This window comes from Aeromonas sobria (assembly GCF_050266975.1).
Lineage (GTDB): Bacteria > Pseudomonadota > Gammaproteobacteria > Enterobacterales > Aeromonadaceae > Aeromonas > Aeromonas sobria_B.
On record NZ_JBKISU010000019.1, the window covers coordinates 1 to 20,204 of the forward strand.

22 protein-coding genes are annotated in these 20,204 nt (G+C 61.8%); 8 read left to right on the forward strand and 14 right to left on the reverse strand.

Annotation, left to right across the window (positions count from 1 at the left end):
• On the forward strand, nucleotides 1–158 hold a 158-nt coding region (locus ACLHZ1_RS12105; RefSeq protein ID WP_427262353.1), incomplete at its 5' end, for an IS3 family transposase.
• Between the two features lie 67 nt (nucleotides 159–225).
• Here the strand turns inward: ACLHZ1_RS12105 and hemN are convergent.
• The 4 genes from hemN to ACLHZ1_RS12125 all read right to left on the reverse strand — a co-directional run bounded on the left by hemN (nucleotide 226) and on the right by ACLHZ1_RS12125 (nucleotide 4,063).
• On the reverse strand, nucleotides 226–1,599 hold the full coding sequence (hemN, locus tag ACLHZ1_RS12110; RefSeq protein WP_427262285.1) for an oxygen-independent coproporphyrinogen III oxidase: 1,374 nt from the start codon (nucleotides 1,597–1,599) through the stop codon (nucleotides 226–228).
• 27 nt (nucleotides 1,600–1,626) lie between these two features.
• Nucleotides 1,627–2,067, reverse strand: coding sequence for a DUF2489 domain-containing protein (locus ACLHZ1_RS12115; RefSeq protein WP_427262286.1), 441 nt, complete (start codon nucleotides 2,065–2,067; stop codon nucleotides 1,627–1,629).
• An 11-nt stretch (nucleotides 2,068–2,078) separates the two neighbouring features.
• Nucleotides 2,079–2,651: a Der GTPase-activating protein YihI gene (gene yihI, locus ACLHZ1_RS12120; protein WP_427262287.1), complete on the reverse strand. Its 573-nt coding sequence runs from the start codon at nucleotides 2,649–2,651 to the stop codon at nucleotides 2,079–2,081.
• 794 nt (nucleotides 2,652–3,445) lie between these two features.
• Nucleotides 3,446–4,063 carry a c-type cytochrome gene (locus ACLHZ1_RS12125; RefSeq protein WP_408796836.1) on the reverse strand — a complete coding sequence of 206 codons (618 nt, stop codon included), beginning with the start codon at nucleotides 4,061–4,063 and terminating at the stop codon, nucleotides 3,446–3,448.
• A gap of 142 nt (nucleotides 4,064–4,205) precedes the next feature.
• Between ACLHZ1_RS12125 and yihA the strand changes: the two genes are divergently transcribed.
• Nucleotides 4,206–4,856, forward strand: coding sequence for a ribosome biogenesis GTP-binding protein YihA/YsxC (yihA, locus tag ACLHZ1_RS12130; protein WP_427262288.1), 651 nt, complete (start codon nucleotides 4,206–4,208; stop codon nucleotides 4,854–4,856).
• Between the two features lie 754 nt (nucleotides 4,857–5,610).
• On the opposite strand, the gene ACLHZ1_RS12135 is transcribed toward yihA, so the two are convergent.
• The 8 genes from ACLHZ1_RS12135 to ACLHZ1_RS12170 all read right to left on the reverse strand — a co-directional run bounded on the left by ACLHZ1_RS12135 (nucleotide 5,611) and on the right by ACLHZ1_RS12170 (nucleotide 12,001).
• On the reverse strand, nucleotides 5,611–5,871 hold the full coding sequence (locus ACLHZ1_RS12135; protein WP_427262289.1) for a DUF1488 domain-containing protein: 261 nt from the start codon (nucleotides 5,869–5,871) through the stop codon (nucleotides 5,611–5,613).
• On the reverse strand, nucleotides 5,868–6,689 hold the full coding sequence (gene aroE / locus ACLHZ1_RS12140; RefSeq protein ID WP_427262290.1) for a shikimate dehydrogenase: 822 nt from the start codon (nucleotides 6,687–6,689) through the stop codon (nucleotides 5,868–5,870). The genes ACLHZ1_RS12135 and aroE overlap by 4 nt, the downstream gene beginning before the upstream one ends.
• Nucleotides 6,690–6,792: 103 nt before the next feature.
• Nucleotides 6,793–7,701 (reverse strand): oxygen-dependent coproporphyrinogen oxidase, encoded by a 909-nt coding sequence (gene hemF / locus ACLHZ1_RS12145; protein WP_427262291.1) that lies wholly within the window; start codon nucleotides 7,699–7,701, stop codon nucleotides 6,793–6,795.
• 69 nt (nucleotides 7,702–7,770) lie between these two features.
• Complete coding sequence (locus ACLHZ1_RS12150) at nucleotides 7,771–8,331, reverse strand: L-threonylcarbamoyladenylate synthase (RefSeq protein WP_408796841.1); 561 nt, start codon at nucleotides 8,329–8,331, stop codon at nucleotides 7,771–7,773.
• Nucleotides 8,332–8,681: 350 nt separating this feature from the next.
• Nucleotides 8,682–9,239, reverse strand: coding sequence for a topoisomerase DNA-binding C4 zinc finger domain-containing protein (locus ACLHZ1_RS12155; RefSeq protein WP_427262292.1), 558 nt, complete (start codon nucleotides 9,237–9,239; stop codon nucleotides 8,682–8,684).
• A 54-nt stretch (nucleotides 9,240–9,293) separates the two neighbouring features.
• Nucleotides 9,294–9,767 carry a DUF494 family protein gene (locus ACLHZ1_RS12160; RefSeq protein WP_427262293.1) on the reverse strand — a complete coding sequence of 158 codons (474 nt, stop codon included), beginning with the start codon at nucleotides 9,765–9,767 and terminating at the stop codon, nucleotides 9,294–9,296.
• Nucleotides 9,760–10,911: a DNA-processing protein DprA gene (gene dprA, locus ACLHZ1_RS12165; protein WP_427262294.1), complete on the reverse strand. Its 1,152-nt coding sequence runs from the start codon at nucleotides 10,909–10,911 to the stop codon at nucleotides 9,760–9,762. Before dprA ends, ACLHZ1_RS12160 begins: the two co-directional genes overlap by 8 nt.
• Before the next feature lies 1 nt (nucleotide 10,912).
• Complete coding sequence (locus ACLHZ1_RS12170; RefSeq protein WP_427262295.1) at nucleotides 10,913–12,001, reverse strand: LysM peptidoglycan-binding domain-containing protein; 1,089 nt, start codon at nucleotides 11,999–12,001, stop codon at nucleotides 10,913–10,915.
• A gap of 109 nt (nucleotides 12,002–12,110) precedes the next feature.
• Between ACLHZ1_RS12170 and def the strand changes: the two genes are divergently transcribed.
• The 5 genes from def to ACLHZ1_RS12195 all read left to right on the forward strand — a co-directional run bounded on the left by def (nucleotide 12,111) and on the right by ACLHZ1_RS12195 (nucleotide 17,913).
• On the forward strand, nucleotides 12,111–12,623 hold the full coding sequence (gene def / locus ACLHZ1_RS12175) for a peptide deformylase (RefSeq protein WP_427262296.1): 513 nt from the start codon (nucleotides 12,111–12,113) through the stop codon (nucleotides 12,621–12,623).
• Nucleotides 12,624–12,635: 12 nt separating this feature from the next.
• The gene (gene fmt, locus ACLHZ1_RS12180) at nucleotides 12,636–13,580 is read left to right on the forward strand and encodes a methionyl-tRNA formyltransferase (protein WP_427262297.1); all 945 of its coding nucleotides are present in this window, start codon (nucleotides 12,636–12,638) and stop codon (nucleotides 13,578–13,580) included.
• 60 nt (nucleotides 13,581–13,640) lie between these two features.
• Complete coding sequence (gene rsmB / locus ACLHZ1_RS12185; RefSeq protein ID WP_427262298.1) at nucleotides 13,641–14,939, forward strand: 16S rRNA (cytosine(967)-C(5))-methyltransferase RsmB; 1,299 nt, start codon at nucleotides 13,641–13,643, stop codon at nucleotides 14,937–14,939.
• Nucleotides 14,940–15,000: 61 nt separating this feature from the next.
• Entirely contained in the window at nucleotides 15,001–16,377 is a 1,377-nt protein-coding gene (gene trkA / locus ACLHZ1_RS12190; RefSeq protein WP_427262299.1) for a Trk system potassium transporter TrkA, read from the forward strand.
• Nucleotides 16,378–16,470: 93 nt separating this feature from the next.
• Complete coding sequence (locus ACLHZ1_RS12195) at nucleotides 16,471–17,913, forward strand: TrkH family potassium uptake protein (protein WP_427262300.1); 1,443 nt, start codon at nucleotides 16,471–16,473, stop codon at nucleotides 17,911–17,913.
• 67 nt (nucleotides 17,914–17,980) lie between these two features.
• Here ACLHZ1_RS12195 and rmuC read toward each other — a convergent pair whose 3' ends face one another.
• Both rmuC and ACLHZ1_RS12205 read right to left on the reverse strand, forming a co-directional pair.
• Nucleotides 17,981–19,321 carry a DNA recombination protein RmuC gene (rmuC, locus tag ACLHZ1_RS12200; RefSeq protein ID WP_427262301.1) on the reverse strand — a complete coding sequence of 447 codons (1,341 nt, stop codon included), beginning with the start codon at nucleotides 19,319–19,321 and terminating at the stop codon, nucleotides 17,981–17,983.
• The gene (locus ACLHZ1_RS12205) at nucleotides 19,318–19,533 is read right to left on the reverse strand and encodes a hypothetical protein (RefSeq protein ID WP_041999074.1); all 216 of its coding nucleotides are present in this window, start codon (nucleotides 19,531–19,533) and stop codon (nucleotides 19,318–19,320) included. The genes rmuC and ACLHZ1_RS12205 overlap by 4 nt, the downstream gene beginning before the upstream one ends.
• Before the next feature lie 136 nt (nucleotides 19,534–19,669).
• Between ACLHZ1_RS12205 and ACLHZ1_RS12210 the strand changes: the two genes are divergently transcribed.
• Entirely contained in the window at nucleotides 19,670–20,182 is a 513-nt protein-coding gene (locus ACLHZ1_RS12210; protein ID WP_427262302.1) for a 4Fe-4S dicluster domain-containing protein, read from the forward strand.
• Nucleotides 20,183–20,204: the final 22 nt, after the last annotated feature.

Sequence of the window (20,204 nt, forward strand, 5' to 3'; positions counted from 1 at the left end):
GCGAATGCTGGTTCAACGAAGAGTACGAAGATACAGAGCAGTTGAAGCGTGCGGTGGATGAATACATCCACTACTACAACCACGAGCGGATCAAAGCAAAACTAAACGGCCTGAGCCCGGTACAGTATCGAACTCAGGCCATGTCATCCGCCAACTAATGTGCCCAATAAATGGGGTTCACTTCACCGAGGCGGTTTTTTTTATGGTGAGCATAAGGGCTCTGGCTCAGATCACCCGGGAGAACTGCTGGGCCCGCGCCGCATTGCGCAGATAGACATCGAAGCACATGCAGATGTTGCGAATGAGCAACTGGCCCGTGCCGACCACCGTCAGGCCTGTGTCGGTCAGGCGCACCAGACCATCGTCGACAAAGGTCTGCAACAGCTTGAGATCGTCGGCAAAATACTGGGCGAACACCAGATCATGGGCCTGTTCGACCGCTGCGAAATCCAGGGAGAAGTCGCAGATGAGGCGCTTTATCACCTCCCGGCGGATCAGGTCGTCCCGGTTCAGGGAGCATCCCTTCCACTGGGCATGGCCAAGCGTTTCCACCTGGGCGTAGTAAGCCTTGAGATCCTTCTGATTCTGGGAGTAGGCATCCCCCATCATGCTGATGGAGGAGACCCCCAGCCCCAGCAGATCGCAATCCCCCTGGGTGGTGTAGCCCTGGAAGTTGCGATGCAGGGTACCGTTGCGCTGGGCCACCGCCAGCTCGTCATCGGGCTTGGCGAAGTGATCCATGCCGATGAACTGGTAGCCCTGACCGGTGAGGAAGGCGATGGTGTCCTGCAGCATGGCCAGCTTCTCCCGAGGGGCCGGCATATCCGCCTCTTTCAGCTTGTGCTGGGCGGCAAAGCGGCTCGGCAGGTGGGCATAGTTGAAGATGGAGAGGCGGGCCGGATCGGTCTTGAGCACTTCCTCCAGAGTGTGGTGGAAGCTGTCGCGGTTCTGGTGCGGCAGGCCGTAGATGAGATCCAGGTTGGTGGATCTGAACCCCAGCTCCCGCGCCCGCTCCAGCATGGCACGAATGAAGTCGTTGTCCTGCTCCCGGTTGACCGCCGCCTGCACCTGCTTGTTGAAGTCCTGCACTCCAAGGCTGATGCGGTTGAAGCCCAGCTCCCGCAGCACGTCCAGCATGGAGAGTGCGATCTCCCGCGGATCCACCTCTATGCTGATCTCCCCTTGCTCCGCAAACCGGAAGTGTTGCCGCAGCATGGCCATCAGCCGCCGGGTCTGGGCTTCGTCCAGATAGGTGGGGGTGCCGCCGCCCCAATGCAGTTGCGTCACGGTGCGGTGGGCAAACAGGGGGGCCTGGGCGGCAATTTCCCGCTCCAGATAGTCGAGATACTGATCGGCCTTGTGCTGATGGCGAGTGATCACCTTGTTGCAGCCACAGTAGTAGCAGAGCTTGTGGCAGAAGGGGATGTGCACATAGAGCGAGAGATTGCGCTGGGGATACTGGCCGGCGGCACGGACGAAATCCGGATAACCGAACGCCTCGTTGAATTCCAGCGCAGTGGGATAGGAGGTATAACGGGGGCCGCTGTGGTTGTACTTCTCGATCAGCGCCTGATCCCACACTATCGGTTCGACTCGCACACTTGCTTCCTCATGGGTTGGCCGGGATCACTTGCCCAGCTGAAAATCCTTCAACAGGGCCACATCCTTGAGGATCTGGGCCTCCAGTTCGACCTCGTAGCCGCTGCGCTCGAGATCCATCTTCATGATCTCGTTACGCTTGAGCGCCTTGCGCGCCTCATGGGTCGGCATCTCCTTCACCTTCTCATACAAGCCGTACAGGCCGGGGAACTCCTCGGCAAAGGCGCGTCCCTCCTTGATCTGCAGGGCATTGAGCAGGTTGGTCAGGCGGATGGCCCCTTCCGAGTAGTCGCACTGGCCATCGCGCACCGCATGGGCGATGACGCGCACGCTGTCGAGGATACGCTCGTTGCGTGCCCGAATGGCCTGCTCCTGCTGCTCCGTCTGGCGTCGTACCCTGGCCAGCAGCATGCCGGCATAGACGGCCAGACCGAGCAAGACAAGGCTACCCGCCAGGGTAGCCAGCATCAGGGCGCCGCTCACTTTTTCTTGGGCTCTGCTTGTTGCGGTTGGTAATCCGCCTTGGTGAAGCGATCCCACAGATCCTCTTCGGTCGCGGGAGCCTGCGTCTGCTCGGCATCCTCAGCCAGGAAGGCGGACTCGTCTTCGTCCTCGTCATCTATGATGCCGAGTTCATCCATCAGCTCCTGATAGCGATCGACCCGCTGGTCGACCCAGGCCTGATCGGCGGCGCTCAGGGTCTCACCCTCATCCAAACGGTCGAGGAAATCATTGAGACGATCATCGTTTTCGATGGCGGCCAGCTCCTGCTCCGGAGTCAGCTTGAGGATCTTCTCCCTGGCAACCTTGGCGGGCTGCGGCTTGCTCTGTTTGTCGTCGACGATCAGTGCTACCGGCTTGCGCGACCCCAGGCGAGGATCCTGTGCCTGCTTGCTGCCCTTGTTGCGCTTGGGCTCGGCGACCTGCTGGCGCGTCCCCGCCTTCAGACCTTTGCGCCGGGCGGCACGCTTGCGCTCACGGCCTTCCAGGGCACTGGCATCTGATTCTTTACGCTTACCCGTGGGTTTGCGACTGGGTTGTTTGGCCGACATGAATGACTCCGGGACATTGCTGGATATAAAAACCGCCACGAGGCGCCATGGCGCCTGGCGGGATAAGATGCTGACAGTGAATGATTGAGGAGGCACGGGATCCAGCATCATGGCAGCCCCGCAGGGCAACTGAGCATCGCAGGATCGGTACCCTCTGGGCATGTTGCTGGTATTTTGACACAAAATGCCGGCCCGGGTTAATCATCCAATAGAAAAAAGGCAGCCGAAGCTGCCTCTATATGCTGTGCGAGTCCCATCCCTGTCAATGCCGCCCTTCCCTGGCGCCTCGCCGCATATCTTTATATGGGTCTTCCTGACCTCAGTTGATCATTCCTGAATATGCGTGTGCCTGCTTGCCTCGACGCGCGACCTCCCTGTGGTACGTCGACCCGATTGCATCCCGCGCCCCTCCCGTCCCGAGAGGTCATCATCCTGATGCTTCACTCCCTTGCCAGACATCCCAGCCTGTCCCGACATCCTTGCGCTCACCCGCTCCCAGGTGAATCCTTGACCCGATCTCGAGTCATTTCCTGGCCGCAACTCTATCAAGTTCAGGAGGTGACTCAATCCGATCGCTCTCTCGTGAGGGGGAAAGGGTGACAAAAGAAATGAATAACCAATTAATAAATAATAACTTTATTGGATAAGGCGTGATTTTTTCAGCCGAGGCCAACGCTCGGAATGGGAAATATCGCACAGGGAGAGGGGCAAAGCGGCAACCCATAAAACAAGGGAGCCCTTGGGCTCCCTGCTTCGTTAGGCGGCTTGGCGGTGCAAGCTGCGCCATGCCGTCATCAGTGCAATCCGGCAACGTACTTGGACAGCACTTCGATATCGTGGTCCGTCAGTTTCTTGGCCACATCACGCATCATGCCATTGGGGTCATTGTCGCGGGTCGCGGCCCGGAACCCCTCCAGCTGCGCCTTGATGTAGGCGGGATGCTGACCGGACAGGCTAGGATACTTGGCCTGCTCAACTCCCACCCCACGGGGGCCATGACAGGCGGCGCAAGCGGGCAGGCCCCGGCTCATGTCACCCCCCATGTAGAGCGCCTTGCCTTCGGCAATGACCTCATCGGGCACCGCCACCGGCGTGATCTGCTGGCCGGAGAAGTAGGCCGCCAGGTCATCCATGTCCTGATCGGACAAGGGCAGTGCCATGGGTCCCATGATGGGAGAAGCGCGACCCGAGGTGCCAGAAGCGGCAGCCTTCAGTTCCACTAACTGTTTTTTGATATATGATGCGTGCTGACCAGCAAGCTTGGGGTAAATATCAGCAGGACCATTGCCGTCCGGTCCATGACAGGCAGCGCACACCGCCGATTTGGTTTGTCCCGCAGCGGCATCGCCCTTGGCTTGTGCCATCCCCGTTACGCCAACCATCAGAGCAAGAGTAATGACTAGGTTCTTCATGGCGTTCCAACTTCTCGTTATTAGGCTTCCAGATCCCATGCCGCTGAAGGCATGTTAAAATAAACGCGTTTAAGCGACGCCATTTTACACGATTTCACAAAAAAGTAACTCTATAACCCTCTCTCTCCATGGGGAATTTACGTTGGATACACAAACTCTGAATTTCAATAAGGTGCATTTTGTGACCAGCGCACCCGACATCCGTCACCTGCCAAATGATGGGGGTGTCGAGATTGCGTTTGCCGGACGTTCCAATGCCGGCAAGTCATCAGCCTTGAACACCTTGACCAAGCACAAGAACCTGGCCCGCACCAGTAAGACGCCAGGCCGGACCCAGCTGATCAACCTGTTCGAGCTGGAACCAGGCAAGCGTCTGGTCGACTTGCCAGGTTACGGTTATGCCCAGGTTCCACTGGAAATGAAGCTAAAGTGGCAAAAGTCGCTGGCCGAATACCTGCAACGTCGTGAGTCCTTGAAAGGCTTGGTGATCCTGATGGACATCCGCCATCCGCTCAAAGAAACCGACATGAACATGCTGGAGTGGAGCTCTCACCGCCAATTGCCGGTCATGCTGCTGCTGACCAAGGCCGACAAGCTGAGTCCGGGGCCACGTAACAATCAGGTGATCAAGGTTCGCCAGGCGGTGGCCAATCTGGGTCCTCAGATCCAGGTTGAAGCCTTCTCTTCCCTCAATCAGATCGGGGTCGAGAAGCTGGCGCAGACGCTCAGTGGCTGGTACCTCTCGGGTGAGACGGCCGCAGACGCCATCGATGCCGAGTCCGACACCGAATAATCCCGCCACTTTTCAATTGGCGGAGCCGGCTCCGCCAATTGAAACCCCTCCTGAGCCCCCTCTCATCAATCCCGCCGTCACCAACCCTCATCCACGACGTTATAACTAGCTGTTTTTAATAGCTAACAACTTAATTCCTACCAAGAACAAACAAAAACATCAAATGATAACGTTTTCAACATGGGTCAGTGCCCGCCGGCTAAAAATCGGCAACAAATACCAAACTGTAATTTAATTACATTGAGCAGCCGACAAAGGGATAAAAATGAGGCCAGTTCCCTGGGTAAGGAACCGGCCCGAAGACACTGTTCAAAATTGGGAAGAAATCAGTCTTGAGAAGAAATGACGACTGGGTTTACTCAAGAAACCCCCTCATTTTATCAGAGGACAGTGGTTTTTAAAGTCTTTACTCTAAACCAGAACCATAAAAAAACGCCCCGACGATGACTCATCGGGGCTGCTATTCAGCCACATTCAATTACGTGAAATAAAAGGTCTGAAAGATAGAACATCTTACCTCTGTACCCTACGAGAACAACTGTACATCAAACCAACAAAAAAGTGAAAGTAATTTATGTAACAAAGTTTCACCAAGAGTGGGCAAATATTTTTCTTTTATTTTCATATAGATAAAAAAATCCCCAGTACGAATACCGGGGGTTATAAAGGTGACTAACTAGCACTTCCTCAACTATCTAGTTAGTCAGCCTGGTCTTGAGAAAGTTCCAATCCTCAGCAAAAAAACTTTGTCTGTTTAGAGATAGATGGCGCCATCCTCTCCAAACTCTTGTTCTTCAATGAGTTTTTCAACCATTTCCTCAATATCGAACCGCAGGCTCTCGAATGCTCGCAGGATATCGTCTTCCCGCACCAGGGAGAGTCCGGCCAACCGCTCCAGACGGTGGCGACTGATATAGCAAGAGATCAATCCCCCCATCAACTGAGCCGGGAAGTGAACCCGCTGCTGCTCGGCCTGCCATTCGGCCGAGTCCGGGAATTGGATGCTCTGGTTCATGCCACCCCCAGATTGCGTTTCAGTTCGCGCAGCACCTGGGTCGTTCCCGGGCGAATGCCGCGCCAGATGGTGAACGCCTCGGCGGCCTGCTGCACCAGCATGCCGAGCCCATCCATGATCTTGCGCGCCCCCTGCGTCCGAGCCCAGGCGTTGAACGGTGTCTCTTCGGCGCCATACATCATGTCATAGACGGCGATATCACTGTGTATGACCGAAGGGGGTATGGGGGGCAGCGATCCTTGCAGGCTGGCCGAGGTGGAGTTGATCACCAGATCGAACGGCCCGAGCAGATCCTCGTATCGTGCGGCCTCAACGGGACCCAAGGGGGCAAAGTCCCGGGCCAGCTGGGCCGCCTTGTCATGGGTGCGATTGGCGATGACCAGGCGACTCGGCCCCTTGGACAGCAAGGGGGCCAGGGCCCCACGGGCCGCCCCCCCGGCACCGAGCAGCAGGATCCGGCTCCCCGCCAGGCCGACCCCCTGGGAGGTCAGATCGGCTACCAGGCCGGCGCCGTCGGTATTGTCCCCCAGCAGGAGGCCGTCGTCGGTCAGCTTGATGGTATTGATCGCCCCGGCCAGCCTGGCACGCGGGCTCAGGCTATCGACCAGCGCAAACGCCTGCTCCTTGAACGGGACAGTGATGTTGCAGCCCTTGCCTCCCTCGGCGAAGAAACCGCGCAACGCCTCGGCAAAGTCGTCAGGTGCGGGCTCCGCCAGGGTATATTCCATCGGCTGCTGGGTCTGCCGGGCAAAGAGGGTGTGAATGAAGGGGGATTTACTGTGTCGTACCGGATAACCGAATACCGCATACCTGTCCATCGCAAGGGTCCATCTGGAGGAGAATGATCCGATTTAACGGTTTTTCCCCCGCCGGGACAAGGGCATTTCCCATGAAAAAGGGCCGCCTCGGCGACCCTTGTCATCAGAGCCACTGCCGCGGCTTGAGATAATCCTGATAGAGCCGCGCCTCCGCCGACCCCGGCTCGGCATGCCAGTCGTACTCCCACCGCGCCAGAGGCGGCATGGACATCAGTATGGATTCGGTCCGGCCACCGGTCTGCAGGCCAAACAAGGTACCCCTGTCGTAGACCAGATTGAACTCGACGTAGCGACCACGGCGATAGAGCTGGAACTGGCGCTCCCTCTCGCCGTAGGGGGTATCCTGGCGGCGGGCCACAATGGGCAAATAAGCCTCGAGATAGCCTTCTCCCACCGCCCGCATGAAGGCAAATGACTGCTCGAAGGGCCAGCGATTGAGATCATCGAAGAAGAGACCGCCAACCCCGCGGGTTTCGTCCCTGTGCTTCAGATAGAAATAACGGTCGCACCAGGCTTTGAATTCGGGATAGATCTCATCGCCAAACGGCTGGCACAGCTCATGAGCCACGCTGTGCCAATGCCGCACATCCTGCTCGAACGGGTAGAAGGGAGTCAGATCGAAGCCACCGCCAAACCACCAGATGGGCGCTTCGCCCTCCTTCTCGGCGATGAAGAAGCGCACATTGGCGTGGCTGGTCGGCACATAGGGGTTGTGGGGATGGATGACCAGCGAGACCCCCATGGCCTCGAAGCGACGTCCGGCCAGCTCGGGTCTGTGGGCGGTGGCCGAGGCGGGCATGGCATCGCCATAGACATGAGAGAAGTTCACCCCCCCCTGCTCGATCACCTTGCCGGCCCGCATCACCCGGGTTCGGCCACCGCCGCCGCCCTCCCGCGTCCAGGCATCCTCGACGAAGCGGCCCAGGCCGTCGGCCCGCTCCAGCCCCTGACAGATGGTGTCTTGCAGTGCCAGCAGGAAGGTCTTGACTGCGGCCACATCCGGTTTGCTCATTGCTTCTCCAGCCGGCGGGATCGTGGCGCCCCGCCTCATTATTGTCTTGTCAGGGGTCCGGCCGTCACGTCAGGAGGGGCGGATCACGGCGCCGCTGCGAGCGTCTTTTATTTCGGACGGATTGCTGAGCCCGCCCACCTCGCCAACCTGTATATGTGCCAGCTGCGCGGCCAGGGCCTGACCTATCTGGGCGACGCTGCGAGCAGGCTCCTCACCGGTCAGGTTGGCGCTGGTCGAGACCAGCGGCTTGCCAAAGGCGCGGCACAGCGCCTGCACCTGAGGATGGCCACTGACCCGCACCGCCAGGGTATCGAAACGACCGGTCAACCATGCCGGGGTACTCGCCCGGGCGGGCATGACCCAGGTGAAGGGGCCGGGCCAGCTCGCGTCGACCCTGGCCATCTGCTCGCTGCTTAGCTGGCTCAAGTCGATGTAGCTCTCCAACTGACTCAAGTCGGCGGCAATCAGGATCAGTCCCTTCTCCACCGGGCGCTGCTTGATGGCGAGCAGACGCTGTACCGCTGCCTGGTTATCGGGATCACAACCCAGACCAAAGACGGCCTCGGTGGCATAAGCGATGACGCCGCCCGCCCGCAGGGCGGCGACGGCTTGTTCAAATTCGTTCGACATACGCATTCTGTATCAGGGCCAACGCGCCAGCTCGGGCTGTCGCGTCTGGTTCACGTCAATGATAAAGCCTGCAGGGTGGCGCCTTCGCCATGACCCCTTCGGCGCTCTTCCCTCGCCGGCACACGTAGGCAACCTAAGATAGCCTTGCCATCGATGCCAAGCCGCGAGGCGGTATTCGAAGGCCTGCTTCCTTGCCTGTGTCACAGCCAAGATGTCGCTGCCCGAAATGCGCTCCATCACGGGGAGCGCGGCACAAATCCCGGCGACGCAGGCTGATGCCAGACGGGGACACGCTTACACCAGAGGCGAACCAAATGACGATGCACTTGGCCCATCAGGCGGCGGCGCGATTATACCCGCTCGTCTTGGTGGCCGCATTTCTTTTGCGGACAGCACCATTTCAGCGTCCCCCGGACCCGCTTCTCCACCATGATGCCCCAACCACACTTGGCACAGGGCATGGCCACAGGCTTGTCATTGACCACATATTTACAGTGGGGATAGTCATCGCAGCTATAGAAGAACTTGCCAAAACGGGAGGTTCGGCTGACCAGATGGCCCTTGCCGCAGGCGGGACAGGGGATCTGGGTATCATCGCTCTCCTGCAGGGAGGCCATGTGCTGGCAGGCGGGGTACTGGGTGCAGCCGACGAAGAGACCGTAGCGCCCTTTCTTGATGGCCAGCGGTTGGCCGCACGACGGGCAGACGGAGCCCTCCATCACCGTTTCGATGTCGCGGCCGGAAGGGGTCAGCGAACGGATATAGTCGCAGGCAGGATAGCTGGCACACCCGAGGAAGGGACCATGCTTGCCCTGACGGATCACCAGCTCGGAGCCGCATTGGGGGCAGGGCTCTCGCTCGAGAGCATGCTCGTGGGCGGAAAACAGGTGATTGTCGATCTTGGACATGGGCCGCGCCTCGAATTCAGAAGATCCAAATTCTACCAGCGCGGCACCGGGCTGTCAGTGCAGTATGCCGTCCGACTCGTCGAACACCAGCTCTTCCATCTGATGGTAGGCGGTCTCGCTGCCGGGCACGTTGAACAGCACCATCATCACGACCCATTTCAGGTCATCGAGTTCGATGTCGGGTTTGTCGAGTTCGAGCAGCCGCTCGATGCAGATTTCGCGGGTCTCGGCGTTGAGCACCTGCGCCTGTTCCAGGAACAGCAGGAAGCCGCGACACTCGGTGCTGAGCCGCGCCAGCTCTTGCGGCGCATAGACCCGCATCGAGCCCTGGGCGCTGGCGGTGACATAGACTTCCCGCTCGCTGTCATGGAGGTTGGCCAGTCGTTCCAGCCAGTTGAGGGCCTTGTTGATCTCGTCCTGGTTGAAACCGGCACGGGTCAACTCGTCGGTGAGTTCATCTTGCTGGACCATTACATCGGCATCACTGTGGATGTAGGTCTCGAAAAGGTACATCAATACATCAAACATGATTCGCCCTCCTCGTTCTGACGTATCCACCGGCTACCGCTATCACAGCACCTGCCAGCTCAAGCTCGACTAACCTGCCCAGAACCACCTCGACAGGGAGCTCGGCCCGCTCGGCAACGGTATCCACGCTCGTGGTCTCATAACCTACGTTATCCAACAAATCGGCATAAGGCAATGCACTATTAGTACCGGTATTTGCATCCATCTCGTCGGCTTCGGCCCCCGAGACGGCGCGGATCTGTGCCCAATTGAGCTCGACCAACACATCCTCTGGCTCCATCACCAACTTGGCTCCTTGCTGGATCAGCCGGTTGCAACCGAGGGCCTGTCCATTCTGGGGAGCCCCCGGCACGGCAAACACCTCGCGCCCCTGCTCCAGGGCATAGCGGGCCGTAATGAGGGAACCACTCTGTTCGGCCGCCTCCACCACCAGGGTGCCGAGGGAGAGGCCGCTGATGATGCGATTGCGGCGAGGAAAGTGCTCCGCCAACGGCCCTTTGCTAGGGGCCAGCTCGGAGACGATGAGACCGCCGCTGGCCACTATCTCATCGGCAAGGCCCTGATGTCGCTTGGGATAGACGGCATCCAGCCCGGAGCCGAGCACGGCGAGGGTGATTCCCCCGGCGGCGAGCGCCTGCTGATGGCAGATGCCATCGATACCGAGCGCCAGCCCAGAGGTGATGGCCAGTCCGCTCTCGGCCAGTGCCCGGCTGAGACGGGCGGCATTGTCCCGGCCGGCATAACTGGGATGACGGCTGCCCACCATGGCCAGTTGCACTGTGCCCAGTGCATCGAGATCGCCACGGCAGTAGAGCAACAGGGGGGCGGCCGGGATTTCACGCAGCAGGGGAGGATATTCGGGGCTGTCGCGGCAGATGAGGCGGTTGCCCGGACGCTCGGCCCACTCCAGCGCCTGGACCACACCGACTTGCGGATGGCGCAGCGCCTGGATCTGCACCCAACTGAGACCGACCTCATGGAGCTTGGTGTCGTCCCAGGCAAAGAGGATGTCGATGGCGCTCGCCGCCGCCCCGCTGTCAGAGCCGGACACGGCCGCCAGCAGGCGGGTCGCGGTGACCGGGCCGATCCCGGGGACGGCCTCCAGGGTCAACCAGGCGGTCAGTCTGCCCTGGGAGGATCCCATCTCAGAAGTGGCTGACCTTGTAACCCGTGCTGACCATGTCCTGGCTCTGCAAGATCATGCCGTAGCTCAGCTTGTCATAGACCTTGAACAACATGATGCGGGCGATGGACTCATCCGGCAGGGGTGTGCGGTCCGCAGAGTGAAACCCCTTGTCATAGAGGGAGGAGAGATCCCGATAGGAGACCTTGCCATACTTGTCCGTCAGGCGCCCCCCGGGCCGCAGCACATCCAGCACGTCCCCGGGCGCCATCTGCTCCCTGGCCCCCTTGTTGATCAGGACGATATCGAACTTGCCCCCGCCCCGGGCCTTGCTTGGCAGCTCGACCACATAACCAGGGGTGGTCATGGGCGCCGCACGAGGGACAAACAGGGCTGACAGCATCTCCTGCGCCGGCAGGGGCATCAACCTGTCCCCCTGATAGACTTCCCGCTGACTGCTGGTGAGAAGGACGCGACTGCGATTCTTTGGCAACCGCTCCTGGGCGCGAGCCGTGCCCACGAAGATGGCCTCCTGGCCCAGCAGTTCGCGGGTCTGCTTGTCCCGGTAGACTGTGCCCGGCCGATAGATGCCATAATCCTGCCCCGGAATGAGCGCCCCCTGCACATAGAGGGTGGCCCCCTCCAGCATGCCGATATGGCCCGCATTCTCACCCAGGATATAGGGCAGGGTCTTGCTCTCCTGCTGCGTCGTGAAGATATGATCCGTCTGCATGAAGGGGCCTATCTCGCTCAACGGCAGGGTGGGGATCGGATTGGCCTTGCTCTCGTAGTGGCTCTTGGGGGAGAGCCGGAGCACCCGCTTGCCCCCCTGCACCATCTTGCCGAGGCGGGGCTCCCCATTGACCCAGCTCAGTTGCAGCACCTCACCCGGGTAGATCCAGTGCGGATTGGCGATCTGCGGGTTGATGTTCCAGAGCCTGGGCCAGAGCCAGGGTTGCTCCAGATACTTGCCGGATATATCCCAGAGGGTATCCCCCTTCTGGACCTGATAGCTGCTGGGATAATCGCTCTTGAGGGTCAGTGCCTGGGCCAGCACGCCCTGACTGATCAAGGCGAATAGACAGGCTAAAGTCGTTTGCTTCAGATACATAACGCTCCCTGTTATTTTCTGCACGCAAAGTGTTGCTGTTTTTTGTCGGCGTAAATGACTAGAATTACGTCAATATTGACTGCATTGATACGAAGCTAAAGACAAGACTATGGCCATTCTAGATGTACTGCGTTTCCCCGATGAACGTCTGCGCACCATCGCAGCCCCCGTCGAGACCATTACACCCGAGTTACAACAGATTGTAGATGATATGTTCGACACCATGTATGCGGAGGAAGGCATAGGCCTGGCCGCAACCCAGGTCGACATCCATCAGCGCATCATAGTTATCGACGTTTCGGATGACAGGGAAGACCCTCTGGTGCTGATCAACCCGGAAGTCATCGCCCAGTCAGGCAGCACCGGTATCGAAGAGGGTTGCCTCTCTGTCCCCGGCAGCCGTGCCCTGGTGCCCCGCGCCGAGTGGATCAAGATCCGCGCACTGGATCGCAACGGTGAGCCGTTCGAGCTGGAAGCGGATGATCTGCTGGCCATCTGCATCCAGCATGAGATGGATCACCTGGTGGGCAAGCTGTTTGTGGATTACTTGTCCCCACTCAAGCGCCAGCGCATCCGTCAGAAGCTGGAAAAAATGGCGCGCGAAGACCGTAAAGCCGGTTAAGGACCTGCCCCCTTGAAGAAATTGAAACTGATTTTTGCCGGTACTCCCGACTTCGCCGCCCGTCATCTGGCGGCGTTGTTGTCTTCCGGCCATGAGGTTGTCGCCGTCTATACCCAGCCCGACAAGCCTGCCGGCCGTGGTCAGAAGCTCAGCGCCAGCCCGGTCAAGGAGCTGGCCCTGGCCCACAACCTGCCCGTCCATCAACCCGCCTCACTGCGCAACGAAGCGGCCCAGGCCGAGCTCCAAGCCCTGGGGGCCGACCTCATGGTGGTGGTGGCCTACGGCCTGATCCTGCCCAAGGTGGTGCTCGACACCCCGCCCCTTGGCTGCATCAACGTCCACGGTTCCCTGCTGCCCCGCTGGCGCGGCGCGGCCCCGATCCAGCGCGCCATCTGGGCGGGCGATAGCGAAACCGGTGTCACCATCATGCAGATGGACGTCGGGCTGGACACTGGCGCCATGATCCGCAAGGCTCATTGCCCCATCGCCAGTGATGAGACCTCCGCCAGCCTGTATGACAAGCTGGCCGAGCTGGGCCCCCAGGCATTGGTCGACACCGTCAATGCCATGGCCGCCGGTGACACCGCCGCCGAGCCCCAGGACGACGCCCTGGCCAACTACGCCGAGAAGCTCTCCAAGGAGGAGGCGCGCATCGACTGGTCGATGGATGCCGCCGCCATCGAGCGCTGCGTTCGCGCCTTCAATCCCTGGCCCATCAGCTGGTTCGAGGTGGCGGGACAGACCATCAAGCTGTGGCAGGCGCAAGCCATAGACAGCGACCATGGCCAAGCCGCCGGCACCCTGCTCAAGGCCGACAGGCAAGGGATAGAGGTGGCCACCGGCAAGGGCGTGCTGCGCCTGCTGACCCTGCAGCCTCCCGGCAAGAAGGCCATGGCGGCGCTGGACCTGCTCAACTCTCGCCGCGACTGGTTTGTACCCGGCACCCAACTGGTTTGAGCGGGATTGAATCGAAACAAGCGGGGCCCGGGCCCCGACTTGCGCATCTAAGGTAAGACTATGAAAACACGTGCACAGGCCGCCCTCGTCATCCAGCAGGTGCTGGACCAGGGGCTCTCCCTCTCCGCCGTTCTGCCTGCTGCCCAGGAGAAGGTGGCGCCTCGCGATCGCCCCCTCCTGCAAGAACTCTGCTACGGCACCCTGCGCTGGATGCCGCGCCTGGACGCCGCCGTGGGCGAGATGATGGACAAGCCGCTCAAGAACAAGAGCCGCATCTTCCACTATCTGATCCTGGTCGGCCTCTACCAGCTCATCTACACCCGCATTCCCGCCCACGCCGCCGTGGCCGAGACCGTCAATGCGGTCAAGCTGCTCAAGGGCAGCTCACTGCGCGGCCTGATCAACGGGGTGCTGCGCAACTTCCAGCGCAGCGCCGAGGTGATACTGGCCCGCATCGACCGGGTGCCCAGCACCCGCCTCGGTCACCCGGAGTGGCTCACCAAGCGCCTGCGCCAGGCCTATCCCGACGATTGGGAATTCATCATGGAGGCCAACAACCAGCGTCCCCCCATGTGGATCCGCAACAACGGCCAGCGCCAGAGCCGCGAGCAGATGCTGGCCCGCATGGCCGAGGCCGGCATCCATGCCGTCGCCGGTGAAGAGGGGGCTGACTGCATCCTGCTCGAGCGCCCCTGCGACGTGACCAAGCTGCCCGGCTTCGAGGCCGGCGACTGCTCGGTGCAGGATGGTGCCGCCCAGCTGGCCGCCCAGCTGCTCGACCCCCAGCCCGGGGAGTGGATACTGGACGCCTGCGCCGCCCCGGGCGGCAAGACGGCGCACCTGCTCGAGCGCCAGCCCGAACTGGCCGGCGTGGTGGCGGTCGATGCCGATGATAGCCGCCTCAAGCGGGTGCAGGAGAACCTGGATCGCATCGGCCTCAAGGCCAGGCTCATCCATGGGGATGCCAGCACGCCGGATCTGTGGTGGCCAGAGGGGCAGTTCGACCGCATCCTGCTCGATGCCCCCTGCTCCGCCACCGGCGTGATCCGTCGCCATCCCGACATCAAGTGGCTGCGCCGGGATCAGGACATCCGCGAACTGGCCGAGCTGCAGGGCCGCATCCTGGCCGCGCTCTGGCCCCGGCTCAAGGCCGGCGGCACCCTGCTCTACGCCACCTGCTCCGTGCTGCCCGAGGAAAACCGCGACCAGGTGCGCGCCTTCCTCGCGGCCACCCCGGACGCCCACCTGATCCCGCTGCACCCGCAGGATACCCCGGCCTGTCCGGGCCGCCAGTTCCTCCCTGGCGAGGCGGGCATGGATGGCTTCTACTACGCCAAGCTGGTAAAAGTTCAGCCATGACCGGCATCATTGGCCAGGCCGATGGCCTCCTCTTCTCTCTGCATGTGAGCAAGCGTTCCCTATGAAAATCATCATCTTGGGAGCCGGCCAGGTGGGCGGCACCCTGGCCGAGAACCTGGCCGGGGAAAACAACGACATCACCTTGGTCGACACCGACAGCGACCGCCTGCGGGAGTTGCAGGACAAGTTCGATCTGCGGGTGGTCAATGGTCACGGCGCCCACCCCAAGGTGCTGCGCGAAGCGGGCGCCCAGGATGCGGACATGCTGGTGGCCGTCACCAACAGTGACGAGACCAACATGATCGCCTGCCAGATCGCCTACTCCCTGTTCAACACCCCGAACAAGGTGGCCCGCATTCGCTCCCCCGCCTATCTGGTGGAGCGGGATCGCCTGTTCCTGCCGGAATCCGTGCCGGTGGATCACCTGATCGCCCCCGAGCAGCTGGTGACCGACTATGTGCGCCGCCTCATCGAGTATCCCGGCGCCCTGCAGGTGGTGGACTTCGCCGGCGGCAAGGTGGGCCTGGTGGCGGTCAAGGCCTACTACGGCGGCCCCCTGGTGGGCAACGCCCTCTCCAGCCTGCGCGAGCACATGCCCAACATCGAGACCCGGGTGGCCGCCATCTTCCGCCAGGGCCGCTCCATCCGTCCCCAGGGCACCACCATCATAGAGGCCGATGACGAGGTGTTCTTCGTCGCCGCCGCCGGCCATATCCGCGCCGTGATGTCGGAGCTGCAACGGCTCGAGAGCCCCTATCGCCGCATCATGATCGTCGGCGGCGGCAACATAGGCGCCGGCCTCGCCCGCCAGCTGGAGAAGCGTTACAGCGTCAAGCTTATCGAGCGCAACCAGAAGCGGGCGGAGCAGCTCTCCGAGCTGCTGGAGAACACCATCGTCTTCTGCGGCGATGCCGCGGATCAGGAGCTGCTGGCCGAGGAACACATCGACCAGATCGACGTCTTCATCTCGGTCACCAACGAGGACGAGGCCAACATCATGTCGGCCCTGCTCGCCAAGAAGATGGGCGCCAAGAAGACCATGGTGCTGATCCAGCGCGGCGCCTACGTGGATCTGGTGCAGGGCGGCTCCATCGATATCGCCATCTCGCCCCAGCAGGCCACCATCTCGGCCCTGCTGACCCATGTGCGCCGGGCCGACATCGCCAACGTCTACAGCCTGCGCCGCGGGGCGGCCGAGGCCATCGAGGCCATCGCCCATGGCGACGAGAACACCTCCAAGGTGGTGGGCAAGACGGTGGGTGAGCTCAAGCTGCCGCCCGGTACCACCATAGGCGCCATAGTGCGCGGTGAAGAGGTACTGATCGCCCACGATCGCACCGAGATCCAGCAAGATGACCACGTGGTCATGTTCCTGGTGGACAAGAAGTACATACAGGAAGTGGAACGGCTGTTCCAGCCAAGTCCCTTCTTCCTGTAACGCCACCATGCGGATTCATCGGACTGACAAGCCAGGGAACAGCACCAGCGGTGGCGCTCCCGGCTTCTCTCATCAACAACCAGGCCGAGCATCATGATCAAGCTGCGTCCCATCGTGTTCACCCTGGGGCTGGTACTCTCCAAGCTCGCCCTCTTCATGTGGCTGCCCACCCTGCTCGCCTTGCTGACCGGCTCGGAAGGCTTCGTCGAATTTCTGCAGTCGGTGGTCATCACTCACCTCGCCGCCTTCTGGTGCCTGCACTACGGCCGCAAGGCGGAATTTAGGCTCGGGGTGCGGGAGATGTTCCTGCTCACCACCTCCGTCTGGGGCGTGGCCTGCCTGTTTGGCGCCCTCCCCTTCGTCTTCATCAACCACATCGGCTTCGCCGACGCCTACTTCGAGACCATGTCGGGGGTGACCACCACGGGCTCCACCGTGCTGTCCGGGCTCGACGGCATGGCCCACAGCATACTGCTGTGGCGTTCCATCCTGCAGTGGCTGGGGGGAGTGGGCTTCATCGTGATGGCGGTGGCCGTGCTGCCCTACCTCAACGTGGGGGGCATGAAGCTGTTCCAGACCGAGAGCTCGGATTGGTCCGACAAGAGCGCCCCCCGCGCCAAGACGGTGGCCAAGAACATAGTGCAGGTCTATCTGGTGCTCTCCATGCTCTGCTTCCTCGCCTACTGGGTGAGCGGCATGACGCTGTTCGAGGCGGTCAACCATGCCATGACCACTCTCAGTACCGGGGGCTACTCCACCTCGGATCAATCCATGTCCCACTTCTCCCATGCCGCCCACTGGATTGGCACCCTCTTCATGTTCCTCGGCGGCCTGCCTTTTCTGCTCTATGTGCAGAGCCTCTCCCGGCGCGATGCCAGCCTGCTGCGCGACGCCCAGGTGCGCGGCTTCTTCTGGCTGGTGGTCTGGGTCACCCTCATCATGACGCTCTACCTCTGGCATCGTGGCACCTTCGATTTCATGGATGCCTTGCGCATCAGCAGCTTCAACATCGTCTCCGTGCTCACCACCACGGGCTACGGCCTCGGCGATTTCGGCACCTGGGGCTCCCTCACCAGCCTGCTGTTCATCTTCATCATGCTGCTCGGGGCCTGCTCCGGCTCCACCTCGGGGGGGCTGAAGATCTTCCGGGTCCAGGTGGCCTTCGCCCTGTTCAAGAAGCAGATGCGCCAGCTGATGCACCCCTCTGCGGTCTTCCCGCAGAAGTACAACGGCCGCCCGGTCAACGACGCCATCATCCGCTCCATGATCTCCTTCGTGCTGGCCTATTTCGCCATCATACTGCTCATCGCCGCCCTGCTGGCGGTGATAGGGCTGGATCCCCTGAGCGCCATCTCGGGGGCCATCACGGCGGTGGCCAACGTGGGTCCGGGCATGGGCCCCCTGATCGGGCCGAGCAGCAACTTCGCCGCCCTGCCGGACGTCGCCAAGTGGCTGCTCTCCTTCGGCATGTTGCTGGGGCGGCTCGAGATCCTGACGGTGGCGGTGATCTTCTTCCCCTCCTTCTGGAAGCAGTGACGCCCATCGCAACGACAAGGGCAGCCCGCGGGCTGCCCTTGTCGTCTGTTCATCCCCCGCATCCGCCTCAGTCGCCGGACTCCTCCCGCTCCAGGGCGCGATTGACCAGGGGCTCGGGCAGGGTCTTGGTCACCTCCACCCCCAGCTCGCGAAACCGCTCGGCCTGGGCGATCAGGTTGCCGCGGCCGCTGGCCAGGCGGCCCATGGCCTTGTCGTAGCTCTCCTGAGCCTTGTGCAGGCTGCCACCCAGCTGCTGCATCTCCTCCACGAACAGCCGCAGCTTCTCGTAGAGGCGCCCGGCCCGCTCGGCGATCTGCCGCGCATTCTGGTTCTGGCGCTCGTAGCGCCACAGGTTCTCTATGGTACGCAGCGCCACCATCAGGTTGGTGGGGCTCACCAGCAATATGTTGTGCTCCAGGCCGAAGCGCACCAGGGCAGGATCCGCCTCCAGCGCCGCCAGAAAGGCGGGCTCCACCGCCACGAACATCAGCACATAGTCCAGGGTGCGCACCCCGGGCAGCTGCTGGTAATCCTTGCGACCCAGCTCGCGGATATGGTTGCGCACCGAGGCGACGTGCTCCTTGAGCGCCACCGCCCGCCCCAGCTCGTCATCGCTGTTGTACCAGCGTTCGTAGGCGGTCAGCGACACCTTGGCGTCGATGATGATGTCCTTGCCCTGGGGAAGGTGGACGATGACGTCGGGCTGGTAGCGCTTGCCCTTGTCGGTCTCCAGGCTGACCTGGGTCTGGTATTCGTGCCCCTCCCGCAGGCCGCACTCGGAGAGGATGCGGGCCAGCACCACCTCGCCCCAGTTGCCCTGCTGCTTGCTGTCCCCCTTGAGGGCGCGGGTCAGGGCCGCCGCCTCTTCGGTCATGCGGGCGTTGAGTTCGGCCAGGCGCTCCAGCTCGAACTTGAGGCTGTGGCGCTGGGCCGTCTCCTGGGCGTGGGTCTCCCCCACCTGGCGGCGAAACCCCTCCAGCTGCTCCTTGAGCGGGCCGAGCAGGTTGTCCAGGCTGTGCTGGTTCAGTTCACGGAAATTACCCGAGTTCTGTTCGAAGATGCGATTGGCGAGGTTCTCGAACTGCTGGCCGAGGCGCGCTTCCGCCTGCTGCTGCAACGCCAGCTTCTCGGCGCTGGCGAGACGCTCGCTGCGCAGGGTCGCCTCGGCGTCCTTGAGGCGGGCGGTGAGCTTGATGACGAAGTGTTGCTGCTGCTCCAGCTTCTCCTGATCCCGCAGCTGCTGCTCCTGCAGCTCGGCGAGACGCTCCTGCCAGGTCTCGGCCCGCTCCCGGCTCAGGGCCAGCTCCTGAGCCAGGGCCTGGGCCCCCTGGCGCCCCCACAGCCAGCCAAGCCCCACGGCCAGCAGCCCGGCGCCGCCAAGCCAGAGCCAGGTCAGCGATGCCATCATCGCCGGCCCCGCTGGCGCAGGAACAGCAGCAGATAGCGATTGATCAGCAGCCAGAGCACCACGTAGAGCAGATAGGACGACAGCACCACCCACTTGTGGCCATTGACGCCGGTATCCAGCTCATCGAAGCCGATCCCCTTGAATCGGCAGTAACCCCACATCAGCAGGGGGAAGACATAGAGCAGGGAGGCCCGCCACAGAAATAACCACATAGAGTCAGCCCAGCAAAAAAGACTCGCCTAGCTTACACAAGGGGGCCTGGCCTTGCGATCCTGCCGTGCGGGTTCCGCTGGCTTGTGCGGCATTATGCCCATAGAATTACCCCCTATTGGGTATCAGGAGGCCAGCATGGCCCATGCACTCTGTCGACGGCTGACGCGGCTCTGGGCCAGGCGTCGGCCCCGGACCATCGACTGCCGCGAGGCCCGCCCCCCCTGGGCCATCGAGGAGTCCCAGTTTCTCGCCCTCTGCCAGCGCTGCGATCGCTGCCGCCAGGCCTGCCCACGGGGGCTCATCAAGGGGGCTGGCGGCGCCGAATACCTGGGCAGCCCGGTGGCCGGCACCCCAGTGCTGGATCTCGCCTGTGGCCAGTGCAGCTACTGTGGCAGCTGCGCCAGGGCCTGTCCGAGCGGCGCCCTCGATCTGCGCTACGGCCGCCAGGTGCAGACCCGGGTCAGGATAGAGGCGAGCTGCCAGGCCCGTCAGGGCTTCTACTGCCTGCTGTGCGAGGACGCCTGTCCCCGCCAGGCGATCAAGGCGGCTCCTGAGGGGGTTACGGTCAACATGGTCGCCTGCGATGGCTGCGGCGCCTGTGGCCTCGCCTGCGTCTATGGCGCCATCAGCCTGGTGCGCCAACCCTGATCCCGCCTGCGCCAGACGGCAG

Coding starts and splice junctions, on each gene's coding strand:
- ACLHZ1_RS12115 (WP_427262286.1), bottom strand. CDS start 2,067: ATGCTGGCTACCCTGGCGGGTAGCCTTGTCTTGCTCGGTCTGGCCGTC.
- yihI (WP_427262287.1), bottom strand. CDS start 2,651: ATGTCGGCCAAACAACCCAGTCGCAAACCCACGGGTAAGCGTAAAGAA.
- ACLHZ1_RS12125 (WP_408796836.1), bottom strand. CDS start 4,063: ATGAAGAACCTAGTCATTACTCTTGCTCTGATGGTTGGCGTAACGGGG.
- ACLHZ1_RS12135 (WP_427262289.1), bottom strand. CDS start 5,871: ATGAACCAGAGCATCCAATTCCCGGACTCGGCCGAATGGCAGGCCGAG.
- aroE (WP_427262290.1), bottom strand. CDS start 6,689: ATGGACAGGTATGCGGTATTCGGTTATCCGGTACGACACAGTAAATCC.
- hemF (WP_427262291.1), bottom strand. CDS start 7,701: ATGAGCAAACCGGATGTGGCCGCAGTCAAGACCTTCCTGCTGGCACTG.
- ACLHZ1_RS12150 (WP_408796841.1), bottom strand. CDS start 8,331: ATGTCGAACGAATTTGAACAAGCCGTCGCCGCCCTGCGGGCGGGCGGC.
- ACLHZ1_RS12155 (WP_427262292.1), bottom strand. CDS start 9,239: ATGTCCAAGATCGACAATCACCTGTTTTCCGCCCACGAGCATGCTCTC.
- ACLHZ1_RS12160 (WP_427262293.1), bottom strand. CDS start 9,767: ATGTTTGATGTATTGATGTACCTTTTCGAGACCTACATCCACAGTGAT.
- dprA (WP_427262294.1), bottom strand. CDS start 10,911: ATGGGATCCTCCCAGGGCAGACTGACCGCCTGGTTGACCCTGGAGGCC.
- ACLHZ1_RS12170 (WP_427262295.1), bottom strand. CDS start 12,001: ATGTATCTGAAGCAAACGACTTTAGCCTGTCTATTCGCCTTGATCAGT.
- def (WP_427262296.1), top strand. CDS start 12,111: ATGGCCATTCTAGATGTACTGCGTTTCCCCGATGAACGTCTGCGCACC.
- rsmB (WP_427262298.1), top strand. CDS start 13,641: ATGAAAACACGTGCACAGGCCGCCCTCGTCATCCAGCAGGTGCTGGAC.
- trkA (WP_427262299.1), top strand. CDS start 15,001: ATGAAAATCATCATCTTGGGAGCCGGCCAGGTGGGCGGCACCCTGGCC.
- ACLHZ1_RS12195 (WP_427262300.1), top strand. CDS start 16,471: ATGATCAAGCTGCGTCCCATCGTGTTCACCCTGGGGCTGGTACTCTCC.
- rmuC (WP_427262301.1), bottom strand. CDS start 19,321: ATGATGGCATCGCTGACCTGGCTCTGGCTTGGCGGCGCCGGGCTGCTG.
- ACLHZ1_RS12205 (WP_041999074.1), bottom strand. CDS start 19,533: ATGTGGTTATTTCTGTGGCGGGCCTCCCTGCTCTATGTCTTCCCCCTG.
- ACLHZ1_RS12210 (WP_427262302.1), top strand. CDS start 19,670: ATGGCCCATGCACTCTGTCGACGGCTGACGCGGCTCTGGGCCAGGCGT.